General features: G+C 49.9%; 11 protein-coding genes. 3 read left to right on the top strand and 8 right to left on the bottom strand.

The features are described from left to right. The first annotated feature begins 35 nt into the window (after positions 1 to 35). Complete coding sequence (locus BUB94_RS00135; RefSeq protein WP_073233258.1) at positions 36 to 4,148, top strand: DUF3320 domain-containing protein; 4,113 nt, start codon at positions 36 to 38, stop codon at positions 4,146 to 4,148. 106 nt (positions 4,149 to 4,254) lie between these two features. Here the strand turns inward: BUB94_RS00135 and BUB94_RS00130 are convergent, their stop codons facing one another. Next, a complete protein-coding gene (locus BUB94_RS00130; RefSeq protein WP_073157927.1) occupies positions 4,255 to 4,674 on the bottom strand; it encodes an SPOR domain-containing protein in 420 nt (139 codons plus the stop codon). A 65-nt stretch (positions 4,675 to 4,739) separates the two neighbouring features. Next, complete coding sequence (locus BUB94_RS00125; RefSeq protein WP_217653102.1) at positions 4,740 to 9,392, bottom strand: fibro-slime domain-containing protein; 4,653 nt, start codon at positions 9,390 to 9,392, stop codon at positions 4,740 to 4,742. A 288-nt stretch (positions 9,393 to 9,680) separates the two neighbouring features. Between BUB94_RS00125 and BUB94_RS00120 the strand changes: the two genes are divergently transcribed. Both BUB94_RS00120 and BUB94_RS00115 read left to right on the top strand, forming a co-directional pair. After that, positions 9,681 to 10,565 (top strand): GGDEF domain-containing protein, encoded by an 885-nt coding sequence (locus BUB94_RS00120; RefSeq protein ID WP_083537912.1) that lies wholly within the window; start codon positions 9,681 to 9,683, stop codon positions 10,563 to 10,565. Positions 10,566 to 10,618: 53 nt separating this feature from the next. Then, positions 10,619 to 12,004, top strand: coding sequence for an MATE family efflux transporter (locus BUB94_RS00115; RefSeq protein ID WP_073233254.1), 1,386 nt, complete (start codon positions 10,619 to 10,621; stop codon positions 12,002 to 12,004). Between the two features lie 99 nt (positions 12,005 to 12,103). Here BUB94_RS00115 and BUB94_RS00110 read toward each other — a convergent pair whose 3' ends face one another. The 6 genes from BUB94_RS00110 to BUB94_RS00085 form a co-directional block, all read right to left on the bottom strand. Beyond that, positions 12,104 to 14,749 (bottom strand): fibro-slime domain-containing protein, encoded by a 2,646-nt coding sequence (locus tag BUB94_RS00110; RefSeq protein ID WP_073233252.1) that lies wholly within the window; start codon positions 14,747 to 14,749, stop codon positions 12,104 to 12,106. A 12-nt stretch (positions 14,750 to 14,761) separates the two neighbouring features. Next, entirely contained in the window at positions 14,762 to 15,904 is a 1,143-nt protein-coding gene (locus BUB94_RS00105) for an outer membrane beta-barrel protein (protein WP_073157593.1), read from the bottom strand. Between the two features lie 52 nt (positions 15,905 to 15,956). Further along, positions 15,957 to 16,442: a hypothetical protein gene (locus tag BUB94_RS00100; protein WP_073157595.1), complete on the bottom strand. Its 486-nt coding sequence runs from the start codon at positions 16,440 to 16,442 to the stop codon at positions 15,957 to 15,959. 86 nt (positions 16,443 to 16,528) lie between these two features. After that, positions 16,529 to 17,308, bottom strand: coding sequence for a hypothetical protein (locus BUB94_RS00095; protein ID WP_073233250.1), 780 nt, complete (start codon positions 17,306 to 17,308; stop codon positions 16,529 to 16,531). A gap of 59 nt (positions 17,309 to 17,367) precedes the next feature. Next, positions 17,368 to 17,685, bottom strand: coding sequence for an AzlD domain-containing protein (locus tag BUB94_RS00090; RefSeq protein WP_073157601.1), 318 nt, complete (start codon positions 17,683 to 17,685; stop codon positions 17,368 to 17,370). After that, entirely contained in the window at positions 17,682 to 18,383 is a 702-nt protein-coding gene (locus BUB94_RS00085; RefSeq protein WP_073233248.1) for an AzlC family ABC transporter permease, read from the bottom strand. The genes BUB94_RS00090 and BUB94_RS00085 overlap by 4 nt, the downstream gene beginning before the upstream one ends. Positions 18,384 to 18,389 lie beyond the last annotated feature (6 nt).

The following is an 18,389-nucleotide window of genomic DNA, read 5'->3' as shown; positions in this document are numbered from 1 at the left end:
ATTTTTACGCGGGGGAAAAAATTTATATTCATAGTATGGCTCAAGTGTCTCCTTCTGCAATCATATCGAAAATTCGTCAAGAAGCAGCTCTTTTTGATTCAAAAGATCGTTTACTGAACTTTTCTACCAAGGGTGACTTCCAATCTCCTCTTATTATGGAGGCTGGCGACCTTTTCTTCGAAAAGTGGAAAAATTCCAATGGCCCGCTGCCGCTGGATTCCTTCTTCCCTGTGAGCGACAAATTTAGCGCACAGCAGAAAGCTGAAACCATTGAATCCGTCTGCACCGTCCTTAAAGAAAAAGACGAAGATTTCGGCAGATCGGACCTGTACCTTCTTCTGGGCTTCCTGAAGTGGGACGGAAACGCACTTGCACCAAGCCTTTTAATCCCCCTCGATGTCGACACGACAAAGAAGACTCTCTACATTTCCAACAGGACTCCTATTGAGAACGTAGTCCTTAGGGAACGCCTCAAGGATTCCGTCCCCCTGCCCAAGGCAGGCGATGCAATCATCAATGGGCAGTTCAGCCTCTTGCTGTACTTCTCCATGTTCGAAAAGTCCATCGCATCCATGAAGAGCTGGAAGTTCACTCGTCATGGTCTTTGCCTGGGATTTTTCAACACCGGTCGACTCCTCCTGAAAAACCGTTTTGAACAGGGATGGAACGACAAGAAAATTGACACAGCCCCGGTACTTTCATCCCTTCTTCGAGAAGACGGCTTTAAGGTAAAGGAATCCATCTTCGAGGAAAAAGATTTCAATCAGGTATTCAATCCCTGTGAACATCACTTCCTCTATACCATCGATTCCCATACTAGCAAGGCTGCCATAGACGCCCTGGATCCAGAAGTAGAAGCCTACGCAATCCAGGCGCTGCCGGGCACCGCAAAGATGAAGGTTGCCGCCAACATCGTAGCCGATTCTGTCGCCCAGGGGAAGAACGTCCTTGTGGTCAGCCGCAGAGCAACCACAGCCAGGGAATTTCTGAACACATGGAAACCGCCTTTCCGCACGTTCGCCAACGTTGACCGCAATGCTGTCGCCCAGGAACTCCATAAGGCCCGCAAGGATTTTTCAGACTACTATGACGCAGTCAACAAGCCCCTGCAGCCATCCGGCATCATGCTTTCGGGCCTTCTCAAGGAATTCATCAAGGCCAGAGCCCCCAAGCAGAAATTCCCGGAGACCATTTTCCAGGGAGTGCCCGAACTTAGCTTCGAAAGGTACGAAGCCCTTAAAAAAGATCTTGCAGAGCTGACTGAGCTATACTTCGAGAAAAACGGCATCGAAGCCCGTACAGCCTTCCAAGGCGTCAAGGTTCCTAGCCTCACACCAGAGCAGAAAAACTCTCTGGCCGATGAACTGAACCGCGCCGCCGAACGGGCCAGTGAACTGGATACCATCCTCAAACGACTTCAGGAAGCAGGCCTGTTCCCCACAGGAATCTTCCTGGCCGGTCTCTCCGATATCCTTGAACTATTCAAAGACAACTTTAGCGAAAGCACACCCACCTACGACCAATGGCAGCTCCGTTCCAGCAACTGGGACGCCTACAGAGAAACATTGTCCATGCTGCCCGAAGCGGGCGACAAGTGGGTCCGCTACCGCCGTCAGACGTCCGACATTTACACCGACAATGCCGTAGACGAAAACATCCTTACCGCACGCGAAGACTTCGTTGAAAGTCAGAAGGCCACCCTAAAGGGTCTGTCAGACCGTTACCGTTCTTCTAGGCGCCAGCTCCTCCAGGTTCTCCGCAACCCCAAGGAAGTCCAGTCCGACGCCCAGCTTATCGACCTGATAGACACCCTTCTGGAACTGCAGGACAACAAGAAGGCATACAAGGAATCAGCCGTTCTGGGCAATCACCTCCTCGGAAAAGATTGGCTCTACGAACGTTCCAACTGGATTGAACTGAATACCAAGATTCAGTACTTGTACGACTTCCGCGACAAGCACAAGGACAATCCTCGTTTTGAACTGCTCCTGCAAATTCTTGAACAGTGGAGTCTCTTCAAAGACCTACAGCCCAAGTTGGGCGATCTTTGCGAAGCCGTACGCAGTCTCCAGCAAGCCATCCGCAAGATTACCAAGGAAATGAACCTAGAGGAACCTCTAGAAAGCCAAAGCATTGAAAAGTGGTTGGGCACAATCAAATCCTGGAACAAGAACTGGGATAGCTTGGACACCCATCTACAACTGTCTGCCCTTACAAAGAAAATCGCAGACTACAACTGTCCCAACCTTTCAGCATTCCTAAAGGATCCCAGCAAGGCCAATCGGGAAATCCCGCAGGCCGTAGCTCATCATTGGGCAGGCTCCCAGGTGCAGACCGCAACCAAGGTTTTCCCGGAACTGTTCTCCTTGAATCCCAAGGCACACGCCCAGAAAGGCAAGGAATACAGAGACATCCAGGACCGTTTCTGCAACGCGAACTTCAGGGAATTACACGACACTCTTCAAGCCTCGCCCGAAAGGTTGACATCCATCAGTCTCAGCGATTCTTTCTGCCTGCCTGAAGACAGACACTTTGACATCGCCATCATTCTTGATGCAGAATGCGTCTCTGTCGTAGAATCCATTCCTACCCTGCTCAGCGCAAACAAGATTATTCTTGTGGGTGACCCCCACTATCCCACTCTGGAACCGCTCACTTACGACGCCTTCCAGGAACCGCCGATTTCTCATACGACACTGTTCCACGATAGCATTCTGTCAGCCGCTCTTCGCCAGGGCATTTCTACTCGCGAACTGTGGTTCTCGACCCAGTATTCCGACGCGACCCTGGTAAGTTTCGCTAACCAGAAAATCTATAGCCGTGGCATCAGACAATTGCCTGTTCCCAGTCGCGAAAAATTCACCGGTATCAAGCTCAAGGTCGTCCAGAACAAGGTGAATGCAATCGCACAGGCAGCCATCCGCCATGCAGAAAAGAACCCCAGCAAGACCCTAGGTATCGTGGCATTCCATCAGACGACCTGCCACGAAATCGAGGAATGCATCAAGAATATGGTGGCGGCAGGTTCCGCAACGGCACGATTCTTCACACAGCAGAATCCGGATATCCGCTATTACGTCAAGACCCCGGAACGAGCCGCGGGACGTTTCCGCGACGTGATCCTTGTTTGCGCCGAATCCGAAGGCGTTACTGGAGTCAACGGCGACAACAAGATAGCCGTCTGTTCCACTCTGGCAAAGCACGAAACCCACGTCTACATTTCCGAAACGGATCTCGCCAAGCAGGGCAATGCCAAGCACAATCTCTTCTGGGACTGGATCACCTACCTGCAGGCCAAGGACTTCACCGAAAAGAACGACCTTCATACAGCAGGGTCCGACATTCACGATTCCATCGTCGACGCCCTTAAGAAAGAAAACTTCCAGGTCGAAGACTCCTTTACCAAGGGAGGCATTCCTGTGGGACCGGTCGTGGCAGACGCCAATAATCCTAGCCGCTTCCTAGCACTCATCGAAGACGACTGCACTACGGAACGTTTCCGTGAATCCGTGGAAGACCGCGACTATATCCGTCCTACCATCCTGAAACAGACTGGCTGGAAGGTCCTGGCGCTCTGGCTCCCCTTCTGGTACATGGCAAATCAGGATGAAGTCAGCCACCTGGTAACAACGCTCGCCATTGAACAAAGTATCGCTCCGCCTCCCGCCAGCGACGAAGAACCGGAAGATGAAGACGAACTGGAAATGCCCGTCAGCGAAGGACCGCAGGTGGTGGCCTACCAGGTGCAACACCCCAAGATCGAGGGCACGCCCCACGACAAGCCTATTGCTGAACTGCCGGCTGCAGCCATTATCACCCAGCTGAAATTCTACGTAGATCACGAGGCACCGATTCACGAAGAGATCCTGATCCAGCGAATTCTGGAGCTGCATCACGTGGATCGCGCAGGTCCTGTACTCCAAAAGGCACTGACCGAAGCACTGAACCAAGGTCTTCAGAAAAAGCGCTTCGTCAAGACCGGCCCCTTCTACTATTCCCTCAAGCCCCAGGAATTGGTTCCCCGCAACAGGAGCGGCCGCCCGGACTTCGAGAGGAACCTGGTTTTTGTTGGTCCTGAAGAACGAGCCCTGCTCCCCTCCAGCATGGACGAACACGCTATCAAACAGGCACTTGGCCTGCTAGTGTAAAAAGTCTAACGGTTATACAAGAAAAAGGTACTGCGGACAACCGCAGTACCTTTTTTAATCTTTGCTGCAAGGAATTTCACAGACCCAAAGGTCCGACAATTCCCTTCTACTTAACCTTTACTACAAACGCATTGATATTGTAGGCAGAAAGTTCGCGAGCCTTATCTTCAGCGGCTTTCTTAGTAGTCCATCCACCGCCACGAAGCTTGTAGAACGGAGTATCGAATACAACCTGGATTGCATAACCCGTGCTAGCGGAAAGCTGGGCACGACGACGCTGAGCCGCATCAAAGTCAGCAACAGCTTCGAACTGCAGCATATAGTAACCGTCAGACTTGCCGGACTTGGTATTTGCCTTAACCACGGCGGCACTCTGCTGGGAATCAGCAGAATCTCTGAGGGACGCATTCAATACAGGCTTATATTCATGGCCCCTGAAAAGGGAATCCAGATCAGTGGGTTCGGCAGCAAACGCAGCAGAAACACCCAGAGCAAAAAGCGATACAACAGCTAAAATTTTTCGCATGGAGAAAATATAATAAAAAAGGAGCGGATAAATCCGCCCCTTTTTAAAGCACTTGTTATCAAGACTTAGTTGTTCTTCTTGAAGTCTTCCCATGTGCGATCAATGGGATATGCATTCTTAGACTTCTTGATACCGAACATGGAAGTCTTGTCCTTGCGGTTTTCCTTAGAACCGTTGATTCTGACGTAGGTATCGATCTTGGTGATGTATGCACCAGTACCAACCAAGCGACCTTTATCAGAGGTCATGTTCCAACCGATGTAGTAGTTGGTGCCATGAGTAGTACAGTTCTTGCCAGCACCACCGAAGAAGTACTTCTTGTTGTGCTGGAAGTTCAGATCGTCATCGCAGTAGATCTTTGCAGAGGAACTTGCCACATAAGCACCCAGGTTGGTGAAGTATTCAACCTTGTAGTAGAAGTAGAAGTCACTCATATCAACGTCTTCGTTAGCAACCTTCTTCTTGTCGTACAGAGCCTTCATATCAGACTTGACCAAGTGACCCGGGATACCCCACTTGCTCTTGATGACCTGTTCGTTTCCGTCCAGAGAAGAGACAGGGATCGCGGTAATCGGGCTTGCGCAAGAATCAAGGAGACATTCAGCAGCATTGCCAGTGTAGGCGAAGTTCACATCGTAAACACCCACTTCGGCGTCACCGGTAACCAGCACCCAACGAGAGGGCAGACGCTTGGTTTCGTTGTAACCAGTGGGAGAGTTCCAGTGGTAATCTACGTCAAAGGAAGTACGCATTTCATTTGCACCGTAAGCGGTGGAATCCATGTTATCGCGCCAGATAAGCTTAGTCAGGTCGCCGCCCAGACGCAGGTAGTCACCAGCATGGGGAGACAGAGCGTTACTAGACGTCTTGTAAATCACGTCAATCTTGCCGTAGCCATCTTCACGAGAACTAGGAACAGGAACGATAGAAGAGGTCACCACAGTACCAGTCGGACCAGTTGCAGAAGCGAACTTGGCAACAGAGTCAAGGCTAGTTGCAGAATTCAGGTAGAAGTCGAAGGAAGTAGTGTTGGTCGGATCCAGCAAGGTCACCGGTTCAGAGAGAATCACGGTCAAGTTGTCGTAACCACTCAGTTCACCATCCTTATTCTTCTGGGAAATCACGATTGCTTCGATAGGTACAGGAGCGATACGATCCACGATGTTGCCTTCAAAGCCCTGCTTGATGTGCTTACCATTATCATCGAAGGATGCATAAGAGTAAACCTTACCGGTACCAGCAGTCTTAATGCGGCTAGAAAGGGTCAGGCCGCCAACTTCGAGGCGATTGTCGCAATAGCCAGTAGCAGCATCGAGATTCAAGCAGGAATACTGAGTCTTATTGACGATAACATTGCAGTACTTAACGGAGTCAGCCTTAAGGGTAGACATACCGTCCTTGAAGGGATAAATCGTATCCGCAGCAACAGAATCCCACAAGATGCAGATCTGTTCCGGCAGAGAGTCCTTATGAATATTGCGGTTGAAGTAGATGGCGATAGAGTCACCCACACCGTCCAGATATTCGCTAGCAACATAGTCGCTATAAATCTTCATAGCTTCAACAGGAGCACCCTTTACGTCGAAGATATCAGCAAACTGCGGCACAGGTACCGGCGGTTCACGGAAGTAAATCGGGTGGTAGTGAGCCATGATAGCATCGCTACCGTTACCAGAAATGGAGATTCTGGCCGGGTTGCTGTTAGCAGGATTTTCAGCATCATAACGATAGGTCTTACATTCATTACCGCTGCAACGGATCTGCACTCTTGCAAAGCCATTTTCGAAGGGTTCAGATGCAGAAAGTACAAGACCTTCAGATGCCACGCCGGCAGCCATAGTCAAGCCAACGTTACAATCGTCGCACTTGTAGTAGGCAAAGGAACCATCGGCCTGCTTGGAGGGCTTCAGAATAACCATGTTGAAGTCCTGATCGGTATCAGTCCAACGTTCTTCGAAACCAGGAGCGGCGGGATCATCACCAGTAATTTCCTTCCAGTTGGAATCCCTGGAATCTACGAAGGCAAGCTGCGGCAGGTAGAAGGTCAGAGACAGAGCCTGCTTACCAGATGCGGTAGAAATCTTGTAGGTTTCCATGGAGTAATTCATATCACCAAGGTCAACAGTGACATAGACGGTATCAATACCACCATCGGGGCCAAAGCTGCGAGCAGCACCCGGATCAATGGGGGTAAAGGAGCCATCTGCTTCCTTAACGAAGTACTGCAGGTAGTTCTTTCCATCAGCGCGATCAGTAGTAGACTTCAAGGTGTAGCTAACGCTTCTTGCGTCATTGGGCTTGATCAGCACGGAATCAGAGGATACCTGGATTGCAGAAATATAAACCGGGACCAAATCGCTACCCATAGCGAAGTCAACCACTTCGTACTTGGACTTTTCAACACCCATGAAGCCACAGGTTGCCTTTGTACAGGGGTTTTCTGCTTCGGTAGTATCCAGGGCGGTAGCGTTATTGAAGACAACTTCCACTTCACCCTGAGACTTGTAAGTATAAACCTTGTTCTTGTCGCCATCGATATAGGCCCAGACAGTCCAGGTTCCCGGCGGCAGAGCAATCTGTTCGTAGGTGAACTTGGGCACAGCCGGGTTAGACAGGTCAATACCCGGAATAGAAGCGTCATTGGCCAGAAGCTGTGCAGAAGAGAGATCGGAAGGGAACTTGGTACCAGCGACCAGATAGTACTGGAACTTGAAGCTCGTACATTCAGACTTATTAACGAAGTCAGCACCGCAGCATTCGATGGCCTTATCGTCACCAGAAACTGCAGCAGCACAAGAACCTTCACCAGTCTGAGTATAGCACATCTGGTATTCAGGATTCTTGGGAGTGTAGTTTTCAGTCTTTTCCTTGGTAAGGGCAGTCTTCTGCTGGATGTACATATTGGTCTTGATACGAACGTTACTCATATCAGTACGGCGGTCGCAGAAGAAGATGTCAATGTCATAGGTCTTGTTAGCAACGAGAGCACCCTGAGCACCAGTAAATTCATCCAGGTTCACGTAACCAGGAGCGGCAAGGTGGGTACCACCCAGGTCCACTGCCAACTTGTTATCGATATAGACCCAAATGTCATCGTCACCGCGGAAGGAGAACTGCATACCCGGACGGTAAACGAAGTGTGCGTGAGACTCGAAGCAGAACATCTGGTTGTTCATGCCAGAAATACGGGCATCCCAGGAAGTGTTGTCATAAACGTCGGGATTGGTACCGGAGTCGAATTCGCCGGCAGCCACAGGATAAAGGTCGATATAGGGGAGACCGCTCTTGGGTTCCAGGTCAGACCAGTCGGCCACGACACCCAGCTGAGCCTTAGCTGCAGCGGAAACCTTAGCCGGAGTACCGACACCGTATCTGACGTTGCCCAAACCCTTACGAGTAGCAGCAGCAGTAGCGCAAGTACCAACACAAGTACCGAGAGTAACGGAGTCCTTAAGGTCATTCAAAATGGTAAATGCACCGGTGGGTTCGTTATAGCTATCGTATTCCCACATACCGTCAGAAGACTGGGTAAAGAGCACGTCGCGGCAATGCATAGCATTGACATTGGGAGTTTCGCGGAACATCACGTCAAAAGCTTCCTGACTTACAAAGCAACCAGAAGCAGCATTGTAAGTCGGCTTCTTGGTCAGAGGATCCAGGAAGTCACCAACGATACCCTTGGTCACACCGATACAGGGAACAGTATTTGCAGCACCGCCACCCGGGAAACCATAGGGAGCAGAAGCCACATAGCAACCGTTAGAAGCCACAGCAGGATAAGCATCGCAAGTGAATGCGCCATGGAGGGCGGCATCGGTATCATAAAGGATTGCAGCCAAAGTATAGGAGCAGTTACCTTCGATTTCAGGGTCAACTACAGAGAAGAGCTTGCCATCCGGAGCTTCATCCGGGTCAGCAATAAAGTAAAGTCTATCTACACCGTATGCATCGAAGAATGCTTCAACGTCAATGGCTTCAAGAGTGTTGTTCCAACCGTTGACACCGATTGCGTCGGCCAACATTTCGTCGGAATCCTTAAAGAGAACAAAAGAAGTGGGAAGATCTTCGTCCATCCACACAGCGTAGTACCATCCGCACATGGTGGGGTCAACCTTGAAGGGCTTACCACCAGCGTAGGTTCCATTGTCAGAATACATGGGAACGGAGGCCTTCCATTCTTCATCGTCCGGAACCAAGATGTAGAAGTACTTGATGTTGGGCTTTTTACCGTAAGAGATAAGAGTCTTGCCGGCCTGCTTGGGGTTTTCAAGAATGTAGACATCACCCTTGCTGTTGGGGCAGGCGAAGTCACGGTTGTTCATGGGATAGTTGGGATCCTTGGCATTATCCTTCGGGATACCATTCCACTTGGCCGTCGTAATATAGCGGATCGTAGAATCCGACATCATCGTATACACGGTGAACGTGGAGTCGTAGGCTTCACCACCGATCTTGGAAAGGTCATATTCGTAATAACCAGTCGTTGCATTGTAGGTCATTACAGACGTAACCTTCTGCTTGTTATTCATAGCAGTGTAGAAAGTCACTGTCGGGGCATTATTAGCGCCCCATTCCAGAGGCGGCTGAAAATGCAGCGTACCGGAACAGCTAGACCAGGCGCTCTGCACTCCCATGAGCACCATACATGTACCCAGAATCCACTTAAAGGCTCCCGCGAGGAGAGTATTCTTCTTGTTCTTCATAGTATTATTATCCATCAATGGTTTTCCTTCCAACATTCTTTGGCATAACGGAAAGACCGGCCATTCCGAAATGCCACACCGGCTTGAAATTTATCCTTTTCTAGCGCAGAATGCCACTCATTTTTTGAAATTTAAGTAAAAAAAGCGGTACGTTCTGTATACAAATGGTGGATATGTCGCATATTCGTGCATACATCACGCAAAATCGCGATAACAAAATTTTACATTTCATTTTTAGTTGCTTTTTTGAGCAAACCCTCTCATAAATTGTTAGATTTTCATACGGAATTCCAGGAGAGATTTATGCAGGATATGGACCAGACAATCGCCACCGCTGGCAACACGATCAAGTTTCCCACAGCGGAAATGCGCCCCCACCTGATAGTCCTGTACCCGCCCACCCACTTTAAGCAGATCCCCCTGTCCAAGGGAATAACAGTCCTTGGCCGCGGAACCGACGCAAACGTTCGACTGGACGATGAACTGGTCAGCCGTAAGCACTGTCAACTTTACTTTGACGGCCGCTTCGTTACTGTTTCCGACATGGGCAGCACCAACGGAACCTATGTAGACGGCAATCCGGTCACCACCTGCAAGCTGGAATCCGACAATAGACTGCAAATCGGAAAAATGGTGCTGAAGGTCGATTATAAGGACCCCACCGAAGAAGCTTTTGACCAAAAACTGTATGAAGCCGCCACGAAGGACCCCCTGACACAGATCAACAACCGCAGAACCTTCATGGACCGCAGCCTGGGAGAACTGGCCCTGGCCCGCCGCAATAACTATTACGTCCACTGCATCATGCTGGACATCGACCACTTCAAGAAGGTCAACGACACCTGGGGACACCAGTGCGGAGACGCCATTCTCAAGGAAGTGGCCGCCATCATCAAGGATGAAAAGCGAGAATCCGACCTTCTTGCCCGCTACGGCGGTGAAGAATTCGTGCTGTTACTCTCTGGCGTAGGTGTCGAAGACGCAAAGAAAAGTGCCGAACGTTTCCGTTCTGCCATCGAGCGTCACCATTTTTCCTGGAAAGACACGATTGTTCCCGTGACAATCTCCCTAGGTTTGTCAAGCAGACAGGGAGAGCAAATCGGTAAAATGGAAGATCTGATAGCCTCAAGCGATAAACTTCTCTATATCGCCAAGGAAAACGGCAGAAATCAGGTGGTTTCCGAGTAAAGCCCTCCAAATCTTGCCTTACAGGGAGCCTTTTTCTAAATTGCGCTCCCGAAATGACAAAAATACACTCAGAAAGACTGAATTCCTTCGGAACAGCCAGCATTCCCAAGCTGGTTTTGCAGTTTTCCGTTCCCGCCATCATCAGTATGGTGGTCAATGCACTATATAATATAGTGGACCGTTTTTTCGTAGGTCAGGGCGTGGGCAGCCTGGGCATCGCAGGCATCACGCTCTGCTTCCCCATCGCCCTATTCATTATGGCCATGTCCATGATCGTGGGCGTAGGCGGCAACACCCTTTTCTCGATCCGTCTGGGCGAAAAGAAGTACCAGCAGGCAGCCATCATCCTGAACAACTCCTTTGTGCTGCTTATTATAATGGCAGTGGGAGCCTTCGCCTTTGGCGAAATCTTCATGGAATCCCTCCTCAGGCTGTTCGGCGCCAGCGACCAGACCCTCCCCGTAGCCAGCAGCTACATGCGCATCATCTTGCTGGGTGCAGTTTTCCAGACCGTGGCCCCGGGCATGAACCACTTCATCCGTTCTATGGGTCACCCCAAGACAGCCATGTTCCGCGAAATTATCGGCGCCTTCACTAATGTGGCACTGGACTACATCTTTATCATGCGCCTCCACTGGGGAATCGAGGGCGCCGCCTGGGCAACCATCTGCTCCCAGCTGGTCAGCAGCATTCTCATCACCCAGTTCTTCCTGAAAAAGAGTACGCCGGTGAAGATCAATCGCCGCTACATGAAGTTGCGCGCCCCCTTTGTGCGCAAGATCTACATTCTGGGCCTGCCTCCTTCTGTAATGCAGATTTGCAACAGCCTCATGAACGCAATTCTCGCCTGGAGCCTGACTACCTACGGAAACAAGAGCATTGAAGCCACCTCCACCATGTCCGGCGGCGACATGGCCATTTCCGCTTTCGGCATCCTGAACAGCATCGTCTCTATTATCGTGCTGCCCCTGCTTGGTTTTGTAAACGGAACCCAGCCCATCGTGGGGTACAATTACGGAGCCAAGCTCTACACCCGAGTCAAGAGCGTGGTCAAGTTTGCCTACCTTTACGCCATGATTTTCATGGTTCTGGCATGGGCTTTGGTCCAGTGGCAGGCCCCCGCCTTCGTAGCCCCCTTCGCCCCAGGTGACCTGAGAATGCAGGAAGTGGCTGCCAAGGCATTGCGCCTGTTCACCTGCACAATTTTCATGGTCCCGTGCGGTATGATTGCAGGTAGCTTTTTCCAGGGAACCGGAAAGGCAGGCAAGTCTATGTTCCTAAACGCTTGCCGTCAGCTGATCCTGTTCATCCCCTTCTTGATGATCCTCCCGCTGTTCTTCGGCCTAACCGGAGTTTTCTGCGCCCAGCCCGTAGCCGACGTGGGAACCGCATTTATCGGTTTGTATATGCTCCGTAAGGAATGGAAGCGAATGGTTTAACCAGCAATCCATTGAACTAATTAAACGTTTATCAATAGACATACAAAAAGCCAGCGCCTTTGCGCTGGCTTAATGTTTATCTAAACCGTTAGATTGTCTTTACTTGAACTTCACAATTTCATGGTGACGGCCGGAACGGACGACGAAGGTACCCTTGCTAGGAGCAACCACCTTAGTCTCGCTCGTTGAAACGGTCCCAGAAGCTACAACAGATCCAAGCATATCCATCACCTCGTAGGATTTGGGCTGAGATGCGATCTCTTCGTTAAAGACAATCACGAAAGTAAAGGGAGCAACCATCTTTACGCGGAATGTAGGTTCAGCATAATTGCGGTCTTCATCATCCTTTTCATCACTGCTGTCATTCTTTCCATTTTCCTTAGAACTGGAGCTGGAAGGATCGACATTGCCGTTACCGTTTTCTGCTCCTTCAGGATTCTTACCATCTTCGGTAGCAGAAGCAGATGAACCGGCAACAGGATTTTCTTCGGAACCGCCATTGCTGTTAGAAGAGCCGTCCAATTCGCCTCCGTTGGAACCACTATCGGAGCTGCTGATTTCTTCTTCGAAGGTTCCATTTTCATCAATGGTAAAGGTCATGATCTTCTTTGTAGATTTATTGATTTCAATAAAGATGCTCCAACGGCCGGGAGCCAGCTTCATCTTGTCATAATAGATCATAGGTACCGAGGGATCAGTCAGATCAATGCCACCCACGTTCACTTCACCGGCAGTCAACATCTTTGCGGTAGACTTATCCAGGGTTCCTCCGCTTACTAGATAATAAGACGGAGTCAATCCCAGGGAAGCAAGTTCATTACCGCAAGTTTCTACGTTCTCACTACCATTCAGGGCAGCTGCGCAGGATCCGCCATTGTTTACGCTATAGCATACACCATAAGTGTAAGTTCCGCTGGCAGTTTTTTTCTTGCTCACCGTTAGGCTCTTCTTCTGCTGAAGATACATATTGGTACTGATACGGATGTTACTCATATCGGTTCGACGGTCACAGAAGAAGATGTCGATATCGTAAGTTTTTCCAGCAACGAGATTACCCTGAGCCCCCTTAAATTCATCCAGGTTTACATAACCAGGAGCAGCCATATGGGTTCCGCCCAAGTCAACAGCGAGTCTGTTGTCGATGAACACCCAGATATCATCATCGCCGCGGAAGGAGAACTGCATACCGGGGCGATAAACGAAGTGGGCATGAGACTCAAAGCAGAAGTGCTGATTTCCCTTGCTCTTTATGCGCAAATCCCAAGACAGATTGTCGTACACGTCAGGATTCGTTCCCGAATCAAACTCACCAGAAGCCGTGGGGTACAGGTCAATATACGGAAGCCCCGTCGTAGGTTCGATGTCGGCCCAGTTTTCCACTTTACCCAACAACGAAATTGCAGCGCTAGAAACATAGCTCAGCGAACCAGCACCATATCTCACATTTCCGAGTACGTTACGGAGTGTAGCGGCAGTGGCGCAGGTACCAGTACATACCCCGGCAGCAACAGAATCCTGAAGGTCATTCAAAATGGTAAATGCGCCAGTAGGTTCATTCTGACTGTCATATTCCCACTTGCCGTCTGCTGTCTGAGAAAAGGGCACATCGCGACAATGCACGGAATTAACGCCCGGAGTCTCGCGGAACATCACGTCAAAGGCTTCCTTACTGGGGAAACAGCCACTGGCAGGATTATAAGTCGGCTTCTTGGTAACAGGATCCAGATTTTCATTGACGATACCCTTGGTCACACCGATACAGGGAACAGTATTTGCAGCACCGCCACCCGGGAAACCATAGGGAGCAGAAGCCACATAGCAACCGTTAGAAGCCACAGCAGGATAGGCATCACAGGTAAAGGAACCATGGAGAGATGCATCGGTATCATAGAGAACAGCCGCCATGGAATAGGTACAGTTACCCTCAATTTCAGGATCATTCAAGGAAATCACCTTGCCATCGGGGGATTCGCCCGGATCAGCAATAAAGAACAGTTCGTCAACGCCATAGCCTTCATACAATGCGGCAGAAGCGATAGGAGTCAACTTAGAAGCGCCCCATCCATCAATACCAATTGCATCATCAAGAGATTCATCTTCAGCCTTGAAGAAAATCAGATTTTCAGGCAGTTCTTCATCCATCCACACTGCGTAATACCAGCCGCACATATCGGGAGCGACCTTCAGATACTGGCGGTTTTTATAGGTACCATCACCGGAATACATGGGAACGGAAGCCTTCCACTCTTCATCGTCGGGTACAAGGACATAGAAGTACTTGATATCAGGCTTTTGGGAAGAAATCAAAGTAGATCCAGGCTTCTTGGGATTTTCCATCACATAGACATCGCCGTCATCTGTCGGACAGGGAATATCAAGATGGCTAGGAATAAGCATAGAATACATAGATTCGTAGCCGTTCCATTTAGACGCAAGAACATAATACAGTTCAGTACGGCCATAAGCAGAAGATCCCGAATTGACCTTAACCATATGCTGGATACCAAACTTTTCCTCAGGGCTCGAATACACGCTTTGATTTACCTTAATATCATAAAAACCGGTAGCCGAATTGAACATGTCTTCTGTAATGGCAAAAGTCTTGTTCAAAATGACGACATCCATTGCGCCAGACCATTCAGCCGGTTTCTGAAAATGAATTGTTCCAGAACATGTGGCGAAAGCACTTTCGGAGCAAGCAAAAATCGCAGCGACACTCAGCAAACTTTTAATAAACTTCTTCATGTCACCCTCCTATTACAAGAACCAGAAGGTTAAATTAAACTGTCCCTGCCAAGTCTTGGGCGCATCATCAGCATCGTTTAAGGCAGTGATACCCATAACAAAACGCAAGCTCATGTCAAGGGCCTTTGTACCGATGTACTTCGTGGAACCGACACCAATGACTGCATCCATTTCAAACACGTCGCTCACGTCATGTTCGCGGAAAGTCTGCTTTCCGAAATCATCTTCGATAACAGTCTTACTCTTGGAATAAAGGGCGAAAGACGCCTGGGGGCCCACTTCCAGGAAAGCCACATTCGGCAAGGCGAAACGAGCCAATACCGGCACATCGATACGAAGCTGCTTGACGTAATATTCAATGGTCATGTCTGACTTTTCGGGAAGTCGATCAGAATCATCCCAAGTAAGAATCACAGATATGTCCGCTTCACTGCTTGCATAACGATAAGCCCCGCCCACTTCCACATGGACACCGGCAAATTCACTGGGCATGTACAGCACGCTAAGGCCGGCATTATAGCCAAGACCCCAGAAATTGCCCAGAATATCATCGGCCCCGGAAGTCTTGATGGAATAGCCCGAAGCACTCTTACCGAGGGAACCGAATCCAAGCTTTGTGTCGTAGAAATCGTTATAGGTTCCAGCAGCAAATACACCCGCGAAGAATTTCTTGCGGTCATCATTTGCGGGAACAGACGAAGTGGAGTTGACCGCAGGTTGTGAACCAAAAGGAACAAAGCTATCGCCATCCTGTGCAGCAGGAACGGCAGCAGGTGCCGCAGCATTTGCATTCCCAGTAAAAGTCCATTGCAGTCCTTCTTGCTGAGCCGCAGCAGGAGCGGCAGTGGCAGGAGCGGCCGCAGTTTTAGATTCGGCAGAGGAAGCCGGGGCGGGAGCTGCCTGACTAGGAGCAGCCGGTTCCGCAATTTCTACAAAACCGTGATCCTGAGGTGAGGGAGGCACAGGCGGAATTTCATCCTCCTGAACCGCCACAGGCGCAGGCAACGCTTCAGCGGGAGCAGCATTCCCATCGGCAACGGCACCCGTTGCAGGAGCGGCGGGCTCATCATCCCATCCAACATCAGCAGAATCCCAGTTTCCCTGGGCAAAGGCGGAAGCAAAGCAAATTCCCAGCAGGGCCATCAGTCGCTTCATATCTTCTCCTTAAAATTAAAAGTCAACTGTCCCCAGTTGACTCCCATCATTATTAAAAAATTTTCTTGGCGTCGGTCAGTTCGCCACCCTTTTCGTGGAACAGAACCAAAGTACCGCCACCCATCTTCCGGAATACGGCAGTCAATCGGGTCACCACATCGGACTCCTCGAAGCCGATTTCATTGGCAGCGGTTTCGCCAATGACCAAACCCACAGCTACCATCTGAGGAGAAACCCTACGCAGGTAGTTCAGCAAGTCTTCGTCGCTATTCAGGATATCTGTTGCGGTAGGCTTTTCCAGTTCAGCGGGATCACGCATGCTCACCAGCAGCGGATACATTTCGTCAGAAACCATCTGCTTGGCGTTCAAGTACAGCGTATTGCCAACAAAAAGGCTAATGGAATCGTTCAGGACCTGACGGACTTCGACAACCACGTCACTCTGGACAGCCATTTCCTGAATTTCCAACTTAGAAGGTCCGCAAGCCACAAGGGCCATAGACAGGGCGGACAGCAAAACAATCGCAAACTTCTTCATGATTCCTCCTATAGAGTTTGCGAGAATATAAGAAAATTATAATAAGCCTCAAAGACCTATTCAAAAAACATCCCCCTCACATCCTTTTATTTTTCGAGGATATGCAGAGCCCTTTCAATCAATTCCGGCTTAAGATCGAACACCCGGCTCAAAGTTTCCACGCGATCGGGCACCTCAATCCGTTCCATACGGGAGCCATTGGCATCTCGGGTTACCAGATTTCCCTTCTGGTAATAGTACTGCACGCCCCGTTCGCGGTCTAGGCGGTTCAGCACCGGATAAGTCATCATTTCCCTATAAAAACTTCCATTCCAGTGCTGCTTAAATTCCTCTACAGAAACGCCCTCCACCGGATAGTCAAAACGCAATTTCATGGGAGCGCCCGCACCCCCAGTCCAAAGGGACATGGCGTCGGCAGAAGGACGGTCCAGACGGACGCAGTTAGGAACCAGCGGAAAGAACGCAGTTCCCGTTCCAAAGGGAGGCGGCTGGGGAATCGGCAGCGGATCAAAAATCAAGTACCCCGGATCAAAAAGATATTCCGTTGCAGGAGCCAATGGAGACGACGTATTGTCGGGCAGAATCAACGCGCAATGGATATTCCGTTCCTTACGTTTATGGCCCATGACCAGGCGAGGCTTAAAACCCATATCCACAAAAACCTGATACAGGTGCCAAGTCATGCTAAAGCAGGTGCCGCCACCCATCCAGGCGTCCACATCGTTCTGAAAACTATCGTCCAGTTTCTGGGCGGCAGACGAACTTCCCGTCTGTTCAAGACGGATAATCTTCGTCAGGTTCTCGTAAGTCACCTTTGATAGTTTATCGCAAATTTCGCGAATCTTTTCCCACTGTTCAGAAGTCATTTTTTTACGGACAGTTAATTTTCGATTTATGGGGTAAAGTTAGAAGTGTACCGCAAACTTTATAAAAACAATAAAAGGCCGTCTACACCAAGAACCGTAACACAAGCCACCACGGCAACGCCAACAAGACCCGCGCCAAACAAGGAAGCCACCACGGCAGCCACAAGAGCGCAGGCGCCAGAAAGTTTGCTATCGGTTGAATAGAATATGGCAGGGACAGTCATGGCCGCAAGAACCGTGTAAGGCACATAAGCCAAAAAGGAACGCCAGAACGGGCTCTTCAATTTTGACTTCAGCAGCACAAAGGGAACGGCGCGCAAAAGGTACGTCACCACAGCCATCACCGCCAGATACATAAAGTACAGCTTCAAGTTCATGTTTCAGCCTCCTCATCCTTGACAGGGAAAAGAGCCGCGCAAATCAGGGAAGCGATCAAGGCGCAGATGATAATGGCAAAGCCCACGGTAACACCGCTTAGGGCCGGCACAAACTTAAAGGCGAGACTACAGCCTATCGCGATAGCCACAGCAAGCATCGTCGGCTTATGTGCCTTCATCTGGGGAACCACGATGGCAATGAACATACCATACAGTGCAACCCCCAGGGCATTAGTCACAATAGCCGGTAAAATTTCGCCACATATGGCACCAGACAAAGTTCCCAGGGACCAACCTATATAAGGCAAGGTGGCCAGGCCCAAAAAGTAAATCGGGGTGACCGGTTCCTTCTGTACCATGGAAACGGCATAAATTTCGTCGGTAATACCCATGGCCAGGAACAATCGCTTTCCAGTACCGAAACTAGGCGCCACCTTCTGGGAAAGGGAAATGGCCATCAGGCTGTAACGCAGATTGATAAAGAAAGTCGCAATAGCCATTTCGATGAATGTGCCTGCCGCATCAGCCATAATCTGCAAACCGGCAAACTGCCCTGCAGAAGTCAAGTTAGTCATGGAGATCAAGGTGACCAGAGGCCAAGTCAATAATTTGGACCCGGCAATGCCAAAAGAAAAGGATACGGCAAAATATCCAATTCCAATGGGAAGTCCGTCTTTTACACCTTTCGTAAATTTCATGAGGCC

This window comes from Fibrobacter sp. UWH9 (assembly GCF_900129715.1).
Lineage (GTDB): Bacteria > Fibrobacterota > Fibrobacteria > Fibrobacterales > Fibrobacteraceae > Fibrobacter.
This window is presented reverse-complemented; position numbering and strand designations above follow the sequence as displayed.

Coding starts and splice junctions, on each gene's coding strand:
- BUB94_RS00090 (WP_073157601.1), bottom strand. CDS start 17,685: ATGAACTTGAAGCTGTACTTTATGTATCTGGCGGTGATGGCTGTGGTG.
- BUB94_RS00105 (WP_073157593.1), bottom strand. CDS start 15,904: ATGAAGCGACTGATGGCCCTGCTGGGAATTTGCTTTGCTTCCGCCTTT.
- BUB94_RS00115 (WP_073233254.1), top strand. CDS start 10,619: ATGACAAAAATACACTCAGAAAGACTGAATTCCTTCGGAACAGCCAGC.
- BUB94_RS00125 (WP_217653102.1), bottom strand. CDS start 9,392: ATGGATAATAATACTATGAAGAACAAGAAGAATACTCTCCTCGCGGGA.
- BUB94_RS00085 (WP_073233248.1), bottom strand. CDS start 18,383: ATGAAATTTACGAAAGGTGTAAAAGACGGACTTCCCATTGGAATTGGA.
- BUB94_RS00130 (WP_073157927.1), bottom strand. CDS start 4,674: ATGCGAAAAATTTTAGCTGTTGTATCGCTTTTTGCTCTGGGTGTTTCT.
- BUB94_RS00120 (WP_083537912.1), top strand. CDS start 9,681: ATGCAGGATATGGACCAGACAATCGCCACCGCTGGCAACACGATCAAG.
- BUB94_RS00135 (WP_073233258.1), top strand. CDS start 36: ATGGCTCAAGTGTCTCCTTCTGCAATCATATCGAAAATTCGTCAAGAA.
- BUB94_RS00100 (WP_073157595.1), bottom strand. CDS start 16,442: ATGAAGAAGTTTGCGATTGTTTTGCTGTCCGCCCTGTCTATGGCCCTT.
- BUB94_RS00110 (WP_073233252.1), bottom strand. CDS start 14,749: ATGAAGAAGTTTATTAAAAGTTTGCTGAGTGTCGCTGCGATTTTTGCT.
- BUB94_RS00095 (WP_073233250.1), bottom strand. CDS start 17,308: ATGACTTCTGAACAGTGGGAAAAGATTCGCGAAATTTGCGATAAACTA.